Annotated in this window: 13 protein-coding genes; 3 read left to right on the plus strand and 10 right to left on the minus strand. The window is 74.4% G+C overall.

All coding sequences use genetic code 11. From position 1 onward, the window contains the following. Positions 1-25 precede the first annotated feature (25 nt). The 4 genes from ACFVFS_RS31185 to ACFVFS_RS31200 all read right to left on the minus strand — a co-directional run bounded on the left by ACFVFS_RS31185 (position 26) and on the right by ACFVFS_RS31200 (position 3,950). Positions 26-1,351, minus strand: coding sequence for a hemolysin family protein (locus ACFVFS_RS31185; protein WP_380628176.1), 1,326 nt, complete (start codon positions 1,349-1,351; stop codon positions 26-28). Between the two features lie 83 nt (positions 1,352-1,434). Continuing rightward, positions 1,435-2,427 (minus strand): malate dehydrogenase, encoded by a 993-nt coding sequence (locus ACFVFS_RS31190; protein ID WP_380298460.1) that lies wholly within the window; start codon positions 2,425-2,427, stop codon positions 1,435-1,437. A 204-nt stretch (positions 2,428-2,631) separates the two neighbouring features. Further along, a complete protein-coding gene (locus ACFVFS_RS31195; RefSeq protein ID WP_380628177.1) occupies positions 2,632-3,051 on the minus strand; it encodes a DUF3017 domain-containing protein in 420 nt (139 codons plus the stop codon). A gap of 44 nt (positions 3,052-3,095) precedes the next feature. Continuing rightward, a complete protein-coding gene (locus tag ACFVFS_RS31200; protein WP_350554599.1) occupies positions 3,096-3,950 on the minus strand; it encodes a bifunctional methylenetetrahydrofolate dehydrogenase/methenyltetrahydrofolate cyclohydrolase in 855 nt (284 codons plus the stop codon). Positions 3,951-4,524: 574 nt separating this feature from the next. On the opposite strand from ACFVFS_RS31200, the gene ACFVFS_RS31205 reads away from it, so the two are divergent. Next, positions 4,525-5,289 carry an RDD family protein gene (locus ACFVFS_RS31205; RefSeq protein ID WP_380628178.1) on the plus strand — a complete coding sequence of 255 codons (765 nt, stop codon included), beginning with the start codon at positions 4,525-4,527 and terminating at the stop codon, positions 5,287-5,289. A gap of 109 nt (positions 5,290-5,398) precedes the next feature. Here the strand turns inward: ACFVFS_RS31205 and purH are convergent, their stop codons facing one another. Then, positions 5,399-6,979 (minus strand): bifunctional phosphoribosylaminoimidazolecarboxamide formyltransferase/IMP cyclohydrolase, encoded by a 1,581-nt coding sequence (purH, locus tag ACFVFS_RS31210; RefSeq protein WP_380628179.1) that lies wholly within the window; start codon positions 6,977-6,979, stop codon positions 5,399-5,401. Continuing rightward, on the minus strand, positions 6,976-7,635 hold the full coding sequence (gene purN / locus ACFVFS_RS31215) for a phosphoribosylglycinamide formyltransferase (RefSeq protein ID WP_380628180.1): 660 nt from the start codon (positions 7,633-7,635) through the stop codon (positions 6,976-6,978). Before purN ends, purH begins: the two co-directional genes overlap by 4 nt. Positions 7,636-7,978: 343 nt before the next feature. Between purN and ACFVFS_RS31220 the strand changes: the two genes are divergently transcribed. After that, positions 7,979-8,629: a hypothetical protein gene (locus tag ACFVFS_RS31220; protein ID WP_380628181.1), complete on the plus strand. Its 651-nt coding sequence runs from the start codon at positions 7,979-7,981 to the stop codon at positions 8,627-8,629. A gap of 6 nt (positions 8,630-8,635) precedes the next feature. Here ACFVFS_RS31220 and ACFVFS_RS31225 read toward each other — a convergent pair whose 3' ends face one another. Next, entirely contained in the window at positions 8,636-10,033 is a 1,398-nt protein-coding gene (locus ACFVFS_RS31225; RefSeq protein ID WP_380628183.1) for a DUF6350 family protein, read from the minus strand. A 135-nt stretch (positions 10,034-10,168) separates the two neighbouring features. Here ACFVFS_RS31225 and ACFVFS_RS31230 point away from each other — a divergent pair, with 135 nt between their 5' ends. Beyond that, entirely contained in the window at positions 10,169-12,025 is a 1,857-nt protein-coding gene (locus tag ACFVFS_RS31230; protein ID WP_380628184.1) for a sigma factor-like helix-turn-helix DNA-binding protein, read from the plus strand. 94 nt (positions 12,026-12,119) lie between these two features. Here ACFVFS_RS31230 and sucD read toward each other — a convergent pair whose 3' ends face one another. The 3 genes from sucD to ACFVFS_RS31245 all read right to left on the minus strand — a co-directional run bounded on the left by sucD (position 12,120) and on the right by ACFVFS_RS31245 (position 15,755). Beyond that, complete coding sequence (gene sucD / locus ACFVFS_RS31235; RefSeq protein ID WP_376086067.1) at positions 12,120-13,004, minus strand: succinate--CoA ligase subunit alpha; 885 nt, start codon at positions 13,002-13,004, stop codon at positions 12,120-12,122. 19 nt (positions 13,005-13,023) lie between these two features. Then, the gene (gene sucC / locus ACFVFS_RS31240; RefSeq protein ID WP_380628185.1) at positions 13,024-14,196 is read right to left on the minus strand and encodes an ADP-forming succinate--CoA ligase subunit beta; all 1,173 of its coding nucleotides are present in this window, start codon (positions 14,194-14,196) and stop codon (positions 13,024-13,026) included. 353 nt (positions 14,197-14,549) lie between these two features. Then, complete coding sequence (locus ACFVFS_RS31245; protein WP_380628186.1) at positions 14,550-15,755, minus strand: VWA domain-containing protein; 1,206 nt, start codon at positions 15,753-15,755, stop codon at positions 14,550-14,552. Positions 15,756-15,776: the final 21 nt, after the last annotated feature.

The following is a 15,776-nucleotide window of genomic DNA, read 5'->3' on the forward strand; positions in this document are numbered from 1 at the left end:
CCATTGTTCCAGTTCCACCGACCGGTCAGGAAACCTCCGGCCCCGGCGGTTGAGCCAGTGTGACCGCACTCACCCCGACCCGGGCGATCCGCCGGCCCTCCAGCTTGGCCACCGTCAGCAGCACCTCCACGCCGGGACCGGCCGGGATCCGCACCCGGTCGCCCTCGGCGGGCAGCCGGCCGAGCGCGGCCACCAGGCAGCCGGCCACCGTCTCGTAGGGGCCCTCCGGGAGGGTGACACCGGTCTCCTCGGCGAAGTCGGCCAGGTTGAGCAGGCCGTCGAGCTCCACCCCTCCGCCGGCCAGCCGCCGGGTGGGCGCGGGCTCGGGCGTGTCGTACTCGTCGCGGATCTCCCCGACGACCTCCTCCACGAGGTCCTCCAGGGTGACGATGCCCGCGGTGCCGCCGTACTCGTCGACCACGATGGCCAGGTGGTGGCCCTCGCGGCGCATCTCGCCCATCGCCTCCAGCACCCGCTTGGTGCCGGGCAGCAGCTTGACCGGGCGGGCCAGGTCGCGGACCTTGGCGGCCCGTTCGCCGCGCGCCCCGTACAGGTCACGGACGTGCACGAAGCCGGTCACCGCGTCGTAGCTGCCCTCGACCACGGGGTAGCGGGAATGCGGCGAGGAGTCCGCCTGGGCGCGCACCTCGGCCAGCGGGCGCTCGGCGTCCAGGAAGGTCACCTCGGTGCGCGGGACCATCACCTCGCGCAGCCGGCGGTCCCCGGCGGCGAACACGTCGGCGATCAACGTCCGTTCGTCGCTGCCGAGTTCGGTGTTGGCGGCGACCAGGCCGCGGAGCTCCTCGGAGCTCATCGAGCCGCGCCCGGCGCTCGGGTCGCCGCCGAGCAGCCGCACCATCAGGTCGGTGGAGCGGCCGAGCAGCCAGATCGCCGGGCGGAGCACCACCGACATCACGTCGACCACCGGGGCGGCCAGCACCGCGATGGCGTCGGCCCGCTGGAGGCCGATCCGCTTGGGGGTGAGCTCGCCGAGCACCAGCGAGACGTAGCTGATCGCCAGGGTGAGGCCGACCAGCGCGGTGGCGTCGGCGACGCCCTCGGAGAGCCCGGCCCGCACGAACACCGGGGCGACCTTGCCGGCCAGCGTGTCGGCGCCGAAGGCGGCCGAGAGGAAACCCATGCAGGTGACGCCGACCTGGACGGCCGCCAGGAAGCGGTTCGGGTCGGCCGCGAGGTGCGCGGCCCGGGCCGCCCGCCGGGTGCCGCGCGCCTCCAGCGTCCGGATCTGGCCTTCGCGCAGCGAGATCAGCGAGATCTCGGCGACGTTGAACAGACCGCCCAGGACGATGAAGACGAGGACGAGCGCGGCGTCCTCGATGGTTTCGTTCACAGCGGGTCAGTGTAGGGCGATGGCCCGCCGTCCCCGGGGAAGGGGACGACGGGCCGTCGTGGGGCGTTGGGGGGCGCGGCGGCTCAGATGAGGCCGAGCTCCTGGACCGCGTCGCGCTCCTCGGTCAGCTCCTTGACCGAGGCGTCGATGCGGGCGCGCGAGAAGTCGGAGATCTCCAGGCCCTGGACGATCTCGAACCTGCCGTCCTTGGTGGTGACCGGGAAGGAGGAGATCAGGCCGGCCGGGACGCCGTAGGAGCCGTCGGAGACGACACCCATGGAGGTCCAGTCGCCCTCGGCGGTGCCGTTGACCCAGGTGTGCACGTGGTCGATGGCGGCGTTGGCGGCCGAGGCGGCCGAGGAGGCGCCGCGGGCCTCGATGATGGCCGCGCCGCGCTTGGCGACGGTCGGGATGAAGTCGTTCTCCAGCCAGGCCTGGTCGCTGCCGACGGCCTCGAAGGCCGGCTTGCCGGCGACCTCGGCCTGGAAGATGTCCGGGTACTGGGTGGCGGAGTGGTTGCCCCAGATGGTGACGCGCTTGATGTCGGAGACCAGGGCGCCGGTCTTGGCGGAGAGCTGGCCGACGGCGCGGTTGTGGTCCAGGCGGGTCATCGCGGTGAAGCGCTCGGCCGGCACGTCCGGGGCGTTGCGCTGGGCGATCAGGGCGTTGGTGTTGGCCGGGTTGCCGACGACCAGGACCTTGATGTCGTCCGCGGCGTGGGCGTTGATCGCCTTGCCCTGCGGGCCGAAGATGCCGCCGTTGGCCGACAGCAGGTCGCCGCGCTCCATGCCGGCGGTGCGCGGACGGGCGCCGACCAGCAGCGCGACGTTGGCGCCGTCGAAGGCCACGTTCGGCTGGTCGGTGATGGTGATGTCGCGCAGCAGCGGGAACGCGCAGTCGACGAGCTCCATGGCGGTGCCCTCGGCGGCCTTGAGACCCTGCGGGATCTCCAGGAGGCGCAGGTTCACCGGGACGTCGGCGCCGAGCAGGTGGCCCGAGGCGATGCGGAAGAGCAGCGCGTAGCCGATCTGGCCGGCGGCTCCGGTGATGGTGACGTTGACGGGGGTGCGGGTCATTTCTACCTTCTCCAGCAAGATCGCCAGGTGCCCCAGGCACGTTCGGCGCGCCGGAGCCGCGGACGGTCTCTCGACATCGAGAGAACCGGCGTCAGGGTATCGCAAAGGGAAGCGTACGCCTCGGGCGAGGTCGTGACTGGTTGGTCACAGACGATGACGGCCCCCGCCCGGAACCGGGCGGGGGCCGTTCACCGACACGCCGGGCTACCGGCGCGGACGGCCGATCAGCTGGCCGATGTTGTCCAGCAGCGGCGGGTCCAGCCACGGATTGGGCTGGGCCATCAGGGTGAGCAGCACGATCGAGAGGCCCAGGAAGGTCAGCACGATCACGTCGGTGAAGCGGCTGCGCACCGCCAGCATGCCGACCTCCGGCAGCACCAGCCGCAGCAGCGCGCCGAGCAGCACCCCGGCGCCGACGATCAGCAGCCCGTACTTGAAGCCGTCCTTGAAGTCGGCGAACCAGGTGACCGCGAGACCGGCGCCGACCACCAGCAGGACCACCGTTATCGGCCACTGCCGGACCGGCAGCGCGTGGTCGCGCCCGAGCGCGGCCGCCGATCCCTCGGGAGGGATGGTGCCGGTGGTCTTGACCGGCCTGCGCCGGGTCCGCCGCGGTTCGGTCATGGCTTCCCGTCCTTCGGGATCGTCGTTCGTCGATCGGGGGTGGGTCAGACGCCGGCGCGGCGCTCGGCCGCCACCACGATGTTGTTCAGCAGCATGGCGCGGGTCATCGGGCCGACGCCGCCGGGGTTCGGGGAGATCCAGCCGGCCACCTCGGCCACGCCCGGGTGGACGTCGCCGACGATCTTGCCCTCGCTGCGGCTGACGCCGACGTCCAGCACGGCCGCGCCGGGCTTGACGTCCTCCGGCTTGACCAGGTGCGGCACACCGGCGGCGGCCACGATGATGTCGGCCTGGCGCAGGTGGTGGGCGAGGTCGCGGGTGCCGGTGTGGCAGAGGGTGACGGTGGCGTTCTCGCTGCGGCGGGTGAGCAGCAGGCCGATCGAGCGGCCGACGGTGACGCCGCGGCCGACCACGACCACCTCGGCGCCGTCGATCGGCACGTCGTGGCGGCGCAGCAGCTCGACGATGCCGAGCGGGGTGCAGGGCAGCGGGCCCTCGATGCCCAGCGCGAGCCGGCCGAGCGAGGTCGGGTGCAGGCCGTCCGCGTCCTTGTCCGGGTCCATCAGCTCCAGGACCGGGTTCTGGTCGAGGCCCTTGGGCAGCGGCAGCTGGACGATGTAGCCGGTGCAGGTCGGGTCGGCGTTGAGCTCGCGGACGACGTTCTCGACGTCCTCCTGGGTGGCGGTGGCGGGCAGCTCGCGCTGGATCGAGGCGATGCCGATCTCGGCGCAGTCCCGGTGCTTGCCGTTGACGTACCAGCGGCTGCCCGGGTCGTCGCCGACCAGGACGGTGCCGAGGCCGGGCACGACGCCCTTCGCCTGGAGGGCCGCCACGCGGGCGGCGAGTTCGGACTTGATCGCGGCCGCGGTGGCCTTGCCATCGAGAATCTGGGCAGTCATGGACCCATTCTCCCGGATCCGGAACGGGTTCCGTGCCACCGGTCCCGGGGCGGGCGGAGCCGACGGCACGGCGGCGGCCGCGGCCCGCGGCGGGGCGGCGGCCGGGCGGCCGCGGGGCGGTCGCGGGACGGCGCCGGGGGTGGACGAACGGGTACGGAACGTCCGGGTCGTATTGCGGTTGCGCCACAGTCCGGCGCGACGCGCGGACGCGGCTGGACAGGCCCCCGCCGGGCGGTCGACGATATGCGGGCATTCCCCGCCGCATCCGGCCCGGTGACGGGCCGACGGACAGACCCGGCGGGGGCGTACCCGGGGGAAGAACGAAGTGAGCCGACCAGACCGCACCGCGCCGACGACCGACCGACGACGCGGCACGCCCCTCACCGGCGCGCCGTCCCGGCCTCCGTTCGCCCACTCCCCACGGCCCTGAGCGGGGACACGCGGCCGGTCGCACCCGCGCCCGGTGTCAGTGCGCTCCGCTAACGTCCCGTCCGACCGGCCGTGCGATCCGCCGGTCCGTTCCGGGTCCTCCGCTGTCCCGTCCCCCTGTGTCCCCATCTGCCCGGAGGCATCGATGAGCTACCCGCCCGACCCGAACAACCCGTACAACCAGCAGCCGCAGCAGCCCCAGCAGCCGCCGCAGCCCCCGCCCGGTTACGGCTACCCGCAGCAGCCGCCGGCCGCGGGTTACGGCTACCCGCAGCAGGCCCCGCCGGCCGCCGGGTACGGCTACCCGCAGCAGCAGCAGCCCGCGTACGGGTACCAGCCGATGCCGGGCACCCTCCAGGCGAACAACGGCTACATCAACATCGCCCAGCTCGGCACGGTGAAGATCGCGTCGATGGGCCAGCGCTTCGTGGCCCGGCTGATCGACGGTCTGGCGGTCGGCGCGGTCATAGCCCTGGTCATGGCGCTCGGCCTGGCCGGCTCGCTCGGCATCGTCAAGGACACCGACGACTGCACCCAGTACTCCTACGGGACCATCTCCTACGACGACTGCCTCCAGCAGCAGACCGACGCCGCGACCGGCGTCTTCGCCACCATGATGATCATGATCGGCGTGCTGGCGCTGTTCAACCTGCTCTACGAGTGGCTGATGGTCTCCCTGGTGGGCGCCACCCTGGGCAAGATGGCCATGGGCCTGCGCGTGGTCAAGGAGAGCACCGGCCAGACCCCGGGCCTGGGCGGCGGCTTCATCCGCTTCATCATCCCGATCGTCGGCGCGTTCCTCTGCTACATCGGCGCGCTGCTGGTCTACCTGTCGCCGTTCTTCGACAACTCCGGGAAGCTGCAGGGCTGGCACGACCGTGCCGCCGGCACCCTGGTGATCAAGAAGTAACGCGGACGACGGAGCGGCCCGCCCCCTCGGTGGAGGGGAGCGGGCCGCTCCGTCGTTCCGTCGGCGGATCAGCCGGTCATCGGATCGGCCGGCCGGCGAACCGGCGGAATCAGTGGAAGAAGTGCCGGGTGCCGGTGAGGTACATGGTCACCCCGGCCTCGGCGGCGGCCGCGATCACCTCTTCGTCGCGGATCGAGCCGCCCGGCTGGACGATCGCCCGGACACCGGCGGCGATCAGGATCGCCGGGCCGTCCGCGAAGGGGAAGAAGGCGTCGGAGGCCGCGTACGCGCCCTTGGCCCGCTCGCCGGCCCGCTCGACCGCGAGCTTGCAGGAGTCGACCCGGTTGACCTGGCCCATGCCGACGCCCACCGAGGCGCCGTCCTTGGCCAGCAGGATCGCGTTGGACTTGACGGCCCGGCAGGCCCGCCAGGCGAAGGCCAGCTCGGCCAGCTCGGCCTCGGACAGCGCCTCACCGGTGGCCAGCGTCCAGGTCGCCGGGTCGTCGCCCTCGGCGTGCACCCGGTCGGCGTCCTGGAGCAGCACGCCGCCGGAGATCGGGCGCACCTCCTGGCGGTTGGCCGGGGCCTCGGGGGCCAGCAGCACCCGCAGGTTCTTCTTGCGGGCCAGCACCTCGACGGCACCGTCCTCGTAGCCGGGGGCCACCACGACCTCGGTGAAGATCGGGGCGATCTGCTCGGCCAGCGCCACGGTGACCGGGCGGTTGACGGCGATCACGCCGCCGTACGCGGAGACCGGGTCGCACTCGTGCGCCTTGCGGTGCGCCTCGGCGACGTCGGCGCCGGTCGCGATGCCGCACGGGTTGGCGTGCTTGATGATCGCGACGGCCGGCTCGGCGTGGTCGTAGGCGGCGCGGCGGGCGGCGTCGGTGTCGACGTAGTTGTTGTACGACATCTCCTTGCCGTGCAGCTGCCGCGCACCGGCCAGACCACCGCTGCCGTCGGTGTACAGCGCGGCACCCTGGTGCGGGTTCTCGCCGTAGCGCAGCACGTTCTGGCGCTCGAAGGCCGAGCCCAGGAAGGCCGGGAACGCGTCCTCGGTCTCCGTGTAGCCGGACTCCTCGAACCAGTTGGCCACCGCGACGTCGTAGGCGGCGGTGTGCGCGAAGGCCTGGGCGGCCAGCCGCTTGCGGGTCAGCAGGTCGAAGCCGCCGGCCCGGGCGGCGGCGAGCACGTCCTGGTAGCGGGCCGGGTCGACCACGACGGCCACCGAGGGGTGGTTCTTGGCGGCGGCGCGGACCATGCTCGGGCCGCCGATGTCGATCTGCTCGACGCACTCGTCCGGGGTGGCGCCGGAGGCGACCGTCGCCTTGAACGGGTAGAGGTTCACCACGACCAGGTCGAAGGGCTCGACGCCCAGCTCGGCCAGCTGCGCGCGGTGCGACTCCAGCCGCAGGTCGGCGAGCACGCCGGCGTGCACGCGGGGGTGCAGCGTCTTCACGCGCCCGTCCAGGCACTCCGGGAAGCCGGTCAGCTCGGAGACCTCGGTCACCGGGACGCCCGCGGCGGCGATCCGGCCCGCGGTGGAACCGGTGGAGACGATGGCGACCCCGGCGGCGTGCAGGCCCTGGGCCAGCTCCTCCAGACCGGTCTTGTCGTACACGCTGATCAGGGCGCGGCGGATCGGCCGGACGTTCTCGGAGACGGGAGTGGTGGTGGGGGCGGCGCTCATGCCGGAATCCATACCTTTCGGTCCTCGATGCGGTGACCCTCGCGGGCCAGCCGGCCCACGACGTCGACGAGCAGCTTGCGCTCGACAGTCTTGATGCGCTCGTGCAGCGCCTCGCCGCCATCCGCGTGGTCGGCGTCGAGGACCTCCACGACGCCCTGCGCGATGATCGGCCCGGTGTCGACGCCGGCGTCGACGAGGTGGACGGTGCAGCCGGTGACCCTCACCCCGTACGCCAGGGCGTCGGTGACGCCGTGGGCGCCGGGGAAGGAGGGCAGCAGCGCGGGGTGGGTGTTGACGATCCGTCCGGCGAAGGCCGCGATGAACTCGGGGCCGAGGATCTTCATGAAGCCGGCCGTGACGACCAGGTCCGGCCGGTACCCGGCCACGGAGGCGGTCAGCGCGCGGTCCCAGTCCGCGCGGCCCGGGTGGTCCTTCACCCGGTGCACGAACACCGGCAGGCCCGCGCGCTCCGCGCGCTCCAGGCCCGCGATGCCGTCGCGGTCCGCGCCGACGGCCAGGATCTCCACGCCGTACGCGGGATCGGCGGCGGCGTCGAGCAGCGCCTGGAGGTTGGTGCCGGAGCCGGAGACCAGCACCACCAGGCGGGCCGGTCCGGGCGTGCGGGGCGGGAAGAGCTGAGCGGGGGCGGCGGCCACTGCGCGATTCTCCGTAGGTCGGTCGCCGTACGCTGGTACGTCCACCGGCGGTGGGGCCACTACGAACGGCAGGTCGAGCGAGGGGGAACTCCTGGAGAACCCGCCGCGACGCGGGCGCCCGGGGAACCCGTGGGAGCTGCTGACCGTCACCACCATAACGGCTGGTCGGACGGCCTCCGAAACACCGTCGAGGGCTACGCGCGTAGCTGAGACGGGGATCTCGCCGGGCCCGGCGGGCCCCGACCGGCTCGTCCCGGACGCGCCCGGAGCCCCCACAAAGGCCTGCGGGATCATAGGGTGGCGCGGGCACCCGCCCCACCGACCGAGAAGGAATGGCTGAACCATGAGCAGCGGTGACGACACCGGCGAGCGCAACCCCTTCGCGCCGCCGCCGGCGGATGCCCCCGAGCAGCCGTGGCGACCGCGCGCTCCCCACCCCTCCGACGGCTCCGACCGCCCCGAGGGCCAGGACGGCGACCCGGACGAGCGCCCGCTCGTCCCGCCGCCGCACCCCTGGAGCCCCGGCTACCAGGGCGGCGGCTGGCACCCCCGCCCGCCCGCGCCGCAGCCGCCCCGGCTCGACCCGACCGACCCTGCCCAGCGCAAGGCCCGCAACGCCGCGCTGGCCGGCATGGGCGCGCTGGTCTGCGCCTTCGCCTCCCTGCACTACGTCGCCCTGTTCGTCGGCGCGCTCGCCATCGTCTGGGGCGTCTCCGCCATGCGCGCCCCCAGGCCTGCCCCCGCCGCCGACGCCTCGACCGGCACCCCGGCCCCCGCCGGCCCCGCCACCCCGAACCCGCTCACCCCGGCCGCCCTGGCCGGCGTCCTCACCGGCGCCATGACCGTGGTCTTCGTCTCCTCGGTCCTCGGCCTGGCCCTGTACTACAACGACTACGTCACCTGCGTGCAGGACTCCCTCACCGCCAGCGGCGCCGACGGCTGCGAGCGGCTCGCCCCGCAGTGGTACGTCGACATCACCAAGCAGAGCGAGTAGACCCGGTCAGCGGGCCCGGCCGGCGCCGTCCGCGCCGGCCCCGGGGGTGCCGACCCCGAGTCCCGACAGGCGGGTGACCGCCCGGTGGGCGCGGGCGCGCAGGAGAAGCGCCCACCGGTGCGCGCGCAGGGCGAGCGCCCGAGGGACGAGGGGGACGCGGACCCCGGGTTCGCGCAGCAGCCGAAAGCGGGCCAGCAGGGCGGTCGGGGTGGCGACGACCGCCGTCCAGGCCGCCGCGGCCAGGCCCGTCCACCAGGGCACCGGCCCCAGCCAGGCCATCCGGCCGGCCGCCAGCGCCCCGCCGGAGAGACCGCCGAGCCCCGCCGCCGCGACCCCGGCCAGCAGCGCGGCCGCCACCGCCGCCGCCGCGGTGGCCGCCGGCGGCCACGGGCCGGGCCGACCACCCTGGCCGAGGACGGCCGCCCGGCCCAGCACCAGCCCCGGCACCACGCCCGCCAGGGCCGGCAGCACGCACACCACCAGCCGCCAGCCGCCCGCACCCGGCTCCGGGAACAGCGCGAACAGCGGGAACTCCGGCACCGGCCCCAGCACCGTCCGCACCGGTGACACCACCGCCCCCTCCCCCGCCGCGAACCCCGGCCCGAGGGCGTACGCCGCACCCCACAGCACCGCGTTCGGCAGCAGCACCAGGCTCACCAGCAGCACCCCCGCCACCGCCGCCGGCCCGCCGTCGAACACCCCCGGCGCGCCGCTCGTGGACGCCGCGGCCAGCACCGCGCCCCCCGCCAGCACCAGTCCGCCGGCCGCCAGCAGCCCGGTCCCGGCCGCCTGCGCGGCCACCCGGACCGCCACCGCGCCGCCCGTCGGCCGGGCCGGCTCCGGCAGCCGCGCCAGCGCCCGTTCCAGCAGTCCCGTCACCCCCGCGACCACCGCGCGCCCGCGCGCACCGGCCACCACCGCCGCCCCGGCCACCAGCGCGACCACGGCGAGGTCCGGCAGCACCCGGGCCCGGAACTCCCCCGCCCCCGCGCACTGCGCCACCACCGCGCACGCCACCGCGCAGTAGCCCGCCCACACCGCCCGCACCCCGCTGCGCCCCGGCCGCCCCGCGCCGCGCGCAGCCACCCGGCCCGCCGCCCGGGACAACTGGGCCGCCGCCAGCAGGCCGAGCAGCAGCGGGGTGACCGACAGCGGCGCCTCCGCCGCCCCGCGCAGCACCGGCGCGCCGTGCCCGAGCAGCCAGAGCGCCGCCGCCAGCCGCAGCGCCCCGGACGCCCCCGCGTCCGCGTTCGGCGTCACCACCCAGAGGCCGAGCACCGGGACGGTGACGGCGCAGAGCCCGAGCAGGGCCGTCCGGACCCCGGCGAGCAGGGCGGACAGGACGGGCCTGGCCCCCAGTTCGCCCGGCGCTCCCAGAATCGGACGACCCGTCAGCTGCGTCATGGCCCACATCGTGCCAAGGCGACTCGCCATGCTCGGTGAAGAGGCAAACCGCCGGGGTGTCCCAGATTATTGGCTTATGCGCATTTTCAGACCATGCCCTTTCGGCGCCGCGACCGACCCGGCCAGGAGCGTCTGATGACCAAGCCCCCGACCGCCGAACACCCCGGCAACCAGCCCGCGCCCGCGCCGCAGCGCCGCAGCGGGAAGGGGCGTCCCGCCAAGGCCGGGGCCGGACGCGCCCGGGCCGGCACCGCTCCCACCGCCGGGAAGGGCGGAGCACCGCCCGCGCGGGACGACGGGTCCGCCGAGCTGCTGGGCCGCCTGACGGCGCGTGAGGCGCAGGCTTTCGCCCATCTCGCGGCGGGCCGGGACCTCGCCGAGACCGCCGCCGCCCTCGGCGTCACCCCCACCACCGCGCGCAGCTACCAGCACCGGGCCCTGCGCAAGCTCGGCACCCGCACCCAGGACGAGATCGCCGCCCTGGCCGCCCTGCTGCCCGCCCCGGAGGCCACGCCCGGCAACCCGCCCCGGAGTGCGCAGGCCCGCCGCCCGAAGTCCGGCGGCGGGAAGCCCCGCCGGAGCGCGGCACCGACCGGACGGACCGCGGAGGCTCCGGGGGCCCCGGCGGCTCCGGGGGCCCCGGAGGCTCCGGGCGCTCCGGAGGACCGGAAGGCCCCGGCGGCGGCACCGGTCGGACGGGTGGAGCCGGTCGGACGGGTGGAGCCGGTCGGACGGGTGGAGCCGGTCGGACGGGTGGAGCCGGTCGAACCGGCCGAACCGGTGGGGCCCGACACCGCCGCCCCGTCTCCGTCGGACCGTGCGACCGCCGCACACCCCGTCGAGGAGGCCCGCCCCCCGGTGGCGGACGCCGCCGGGACGAACCGGCCGCAGGGCGTGCGTCCCGGCCGGACCGCCGACCGGGACGCGGGAGCCGGCGAGGGCAGGCCGGCGGCGGCGTTCGAGGAGGTGTACGAGACCGCGCACACCCGGCTGGCGCAGCAGGTGTTCCTGCTCACCGCGTGCAAGCACCGCGCCGTGCACTGCGTGGGGCGGGCGTTCGGGGAGGCCCGGCGGCGGTGGCCGGAGGCGGCCTCCGGGGGCGAGCCGGAGTCGTGGGTGCGGGCGCGGGCCTTCGAGCTGGCGCTGTCCCCCTGGCACCGGGGCGGCCCGCGGCGCACGCACGCGTGGCGGCTGCCGCACCGCCGGATCAAGGTGCGGCCGGCCGACGAGGCCCAGGCGGTCCTGCCGGACCACGACCGCCTCACCGACCGGGACCGCGCGCTGCTCAAGGCGCTCCGGCGGCTGTCCCGGCCGCAGCGCCGGGCGCTGGTGCTGCACGACGGGCTGGGGATGCCGGCCGCCGCGGTGGCGGTGGAGGTGGAATCGACGGTGACGGCCGCCGAGGGGCGGGTGTGGGCGGCCCGGACGGCGCTGGCGCACTCGGTGCCGGAGCTGGTCGGGACGGATCCGGCGGCGGACGGGTTCGCCGACCGGCTGTGCGCGCTGATGCACCGGGCGGCGGTGCGCGGGGTCCCCGAGCCGTACCGGCCGCCGGTGCCGCTGCTGCGGGCCCGGCACGGACTGGTGAACGCGGGCCGGACGGGGGCGGCGGCGCTGCTGACGGCCGCGGTCGGCGGCGCGGTGCTGGCGACGCTCGCGGGCGGGGGGCCGGGCGAGCTGTTCCGGCCGCCCGGTCCGCCGCCGCCCGCGCTCTGCGCGCCGTTCCCGACCTCGGCGACCGATCCGGACGCGCCGCTGCCGCTGCTGGCGGACGGGCCGCCGTCGGGGATCCAGAGCCTCTGGTGCTCGCCGACGCCGGGGCTCGAACCGGTCGTGGTGGATCCGCCGCCGCCCCGCGAGGACGGGCCGTACCGCCCGCCGTCGGGCGGGCGGTACGCCGAGGCGCTGCCCCCGCCCGGCGCGGTGGCCGTCGAACCGCCGCTCGCCTGCGCACCGGCCTGGGCCCTGCACCCGTGCGCAGCGGGCCGCTGAGGCGGCAGCACGGTGCCCGGGGGCGAGCGGACGGAAACGCGGCGCCCCCGGCAGGAGGTCCGGCCGGGGGCGCCGCGTGGCGAGCGGGAGGGCGTCAGCCCTTGAACAGCTCACGGGCCAGGCGGGCGGTCTCGGACGGCGTCTTGCCGACCTTGACACCGGCGGCCTCAAGGGCCTCCTTCTTGGCCTGCGCGGTGCCCGAGGAACCGGAGACGATGGCGCCGGCGTGGCCCATGGTCTTGCCCTCGGGGGCGGTGAAGCCCGCGACGTAGCCGACGACCGGCTTGGTCACGTTCTCCTTGATGAAGGCCGCGGCCCGCTCCTCGGCGTCGCCGCCGATCTCACCGATCATGACGATGAGCTCGGTCTCCGGGTCCTCCTGGAACGCCTTGAGGGCGTCGATGTGGGTGGTGCCGATGACCGGGTCACCGCCGATGCCCACGGCCGAGGTGAAGCCGATGTCCCGCAGCTCGTACATGAGCTGGTAGGTCAGGGTGCCGGACTTCGAGACCAGGCCGATCTTGCCGGCCTTGGTGATGTCGGCCGGGATGATGCCGGCGTTCGACTGTCCGGGGCTGATCAGGCCGGGGCAGTTCGGGCCGATGATCCGGGTCTTGTTGCCCTTCGCGCCGGCGTGCGCCCAGAAGGCGGCGGTGTCGTGCACCGGGACGCCCTCGGTGATGACGACGGCCAGGCCGATCTCGGCGTCGACGGCCTCGACGACGGCGCTCTTGGTGTGCGCCGGCGGGACGAAGATGACGGTGACATCGGCACCGGTCTTCTCGATGGCCTCGGCGACGGTGCCGAAGACGGGCACCTCGGTGCCGTCGACGTCCACGGTGGTGCCGGCCTTGCGCGGGTTGACACCGCCGACGATCTGGGTGCCGGAGGCGAGCATGCGGCGGGTGTGCTTCATGCCCTCGGAGCCGGTCATGCCCTGAACGATGACCTTGCTGTCCTTGGTAAGGAAGATAGCCATGGTGTGAGAGTCCCCTTCCTTACTTGTTGGCCAGCTCGGCGGCGCGGTCGGCCGCACCGTCCATGGTGTCCACGCGCTGGACCAGCGGGTGGTTGGCGTCGTCCAGGATCTTGCGACCCAGCTCCGCGTTGTTGCCGTCGAGGCGGACGACGAGCGGCTTGGTGACCGCCTCGCCCTTCGACGCGAGCAGTTCGAGGGCCTGCACGATGCCGTTGGCGACCGCGTCGCACGCGGTGATGCCGCCGAAGACGTTGACGAAGACCGACTTGACGTCGGGGTCGCCGAGGATGATCTCCAGGCCGTTCGCCATGACCTCGGCGGAGGCGCCGCCACCGATGTCGAGGAAGTTGGCGGGCTTGACGTTGCCGTGCTTCTCACCGGCGTAGGCGACCACGTCGAGGGTGCTCATGACGAGACCCGCGCCGTTGCCGATGATGCCGACCTCGCCGTCGAGCTTGACGTAGTTGAGGCCCTTGGCCTTGGCCGCGGCCTCCAGCGGGTTGGCGGCGGCCTTGTCCTCGAGCGCCTCGTGCTCCGGCTGGCGGAACTCGGCGTTCTCGTCCAGGGAGACCTTGCCGTCGAGCGCGATGATCTTGCCGTCACCGGACTTGATCAGCGGGTTGACCTCGACGAGGAGGGCGTCCTCCTTGATGAAGACGGTCCACAGCTTCTGCAGGACCTCGGCGACCTGGTCGGCGACCTCGGCCGGGAACTTCGCGGCGGCGACGATCTCGGCGGCCTTCTCCGGGGTCACACCCTCGTTGGCGTCGACCGGGATCTTGGCGAGCGCGTCGGGGTTCTGCTCCGCGACGACCTCGATCTCCACGCCGCCCTCGACGCTGGCCATGGCCAGGAAGGTGCGGTTGGTGCGGTCCAGCAGGAACGAGACGTAGTACTCGTCCTTGATGTCGGCGGTCTGGGCGAGCATCACCTTGTGCACGGTGTGGCCCTTGATGTCCATGCCGAGGATCGCATCGGCCTTGGCGACGGCGTCGGCCGGGTCGGCGGCGAGCTTCACGCCGCCGGCCTTGCCACGGCCGCCCACCTTCACCTGAGCCTTGACGACGGCGCGGCCGCCGAAGCGCTCCGCGATGGCGGCAGCGTCTGCGGCGGTCTCGATGACATCGCCGTCAAGCACGGGCACGCCGTGCTTGGCGAAGAGGTCCCTCGCCTGGTACTCGAACAGGTCCACGTGTTTGTCCTTGTTCGTGGTCGCGGATTGTGTCTCTACGAGCGTGCCACGGCAGGATCTTCGCTGCGGGTCGTCGGGGCGGTGCGGGTACGCAGAAGTACGGCCTTGCGGCCCACACAGCCACGGGCGCACACGTCAATCAACACGCGCGTCACGTCCGTCTGGCAGGTTATCCCCGTACGACGGGCGTGTTTCGCCCGGGGCCTGCCCGTCTTTGGTGAGAACCGTCACAGACAGCTTAGGGGGCGTACGCCGGGTGCCCCGACCGGCGGCTTCGCGCGGTTGCGCCCCAGGTTCCACCGTTCGGGTGATCCCGCCGGGACCAGGGTCGACGACCGTGCCGACGGTTCCGCTCACACCCCCTGGTCCGGGACCGGGATCGGGCGCTTCTCGATCGCCGCCGCCATGATCTCCGGGAAGACGTCGGGGGTGCAGGCGAAGGCCGGGGCGCCGAGCGCGGCCAGCGCGGCGGCGTGCGCGTGGTCGTAGGCGGGCGCGCCCTCGTCGGAGAGCGCCAGCAGGGCGATGAACTGGACGCCGGCCGCCTTCATCGCGGCCACCCGCTTGAGCATCTCGTCGCGGATGCCGCCCTCGTAGAGGTCGCTGATCAGGACGACGATCGTCTCGGCCGGCCGGGTGATCCGGGACTGGCAGTAGGCGAGCGCCCGGTTGATGTCGGTGCCGCCGCCGAGCTGGGTCGCGAACAGCACGTCGACCGGGTCGGTGAGCTGCTCGGTGAGGTCGACCACCGAGGTGTCGAAGACCACCAGCCGGGTGTCCAGGCTGCTCATCGAGGCGAGCACGGCGCCGAACACCGCCGAGTGCACCACCGACGGCGCCATCGAGCCGGACTGGTCGATGCAGAGGATGACGTCCTTCTTCACCGCGCGCTGGGCGCGGGCGTAGCCGACCAGCCGCTCCGGGACGACCGTGCCGTGCTCGGGCAGGTAGTTCTTCAGGTTGGCCCGGATGGTGCGGCCCCAGTCGATGTCGCGGTGGCGTGGGCGGTTGACCCGGGCGCTGCGGTCCAGCGCGCCGCCCAGGGTGGCCCGGGTGCGGTCGGCGAGCCGGCGCTCCAGGTCGGCGACCACCCGGCCGACGACGGCGCGGGCGGTCTCCCGGGTGGTCTCGGGCAGCGCGTGCTTGAGCGAGAGCAGGGTGCCGACCAGGTGGACGTCCGGCTCGACGGCCTCCAGCATCTCGGGCTCCAGCAGCAGCTGCTCAAGACCGAGCCGGGTGATGGCGTCCTGCTGCATCAGCTGGACGACGGTGGCCGGGAAGTACGTCCGGATGTCGCCCAGCCAGCGGGCCACCTGCGGGGCCGAGCCGCCGAGGCCGGCGCCGCGGCGGCCGGAGCGCGGCTGCCCGGCCCGGCCGTCCTCGGCGGCGCCCCGGTAGAGCGCGGCGAGCGCGCCGTCCATCGCGGCGTCCCGGCCGTGCAGGGCGCGGCCGGTGCCGTCCGCCTCGCCGCCGAGGACCAGCCGCCAGCGGCGCAGCCGCTCGTCGGCGCGGGCACCGGGGTCGGCGGCGGACGCGGTGCCGGGGGTGGTGACTGCCATCGGGGGCTCCTCTGCGTGCGG

The sequence above is a fragment of the Kitasatospora sp. NPDC057692 genome (genome assembly GCF_042799475.1).
Lineage (GTDB): Bacteria > Actinomycetota > Actinomycetes > Streptomycetales > Streptomycetaceae > Kitasatospora.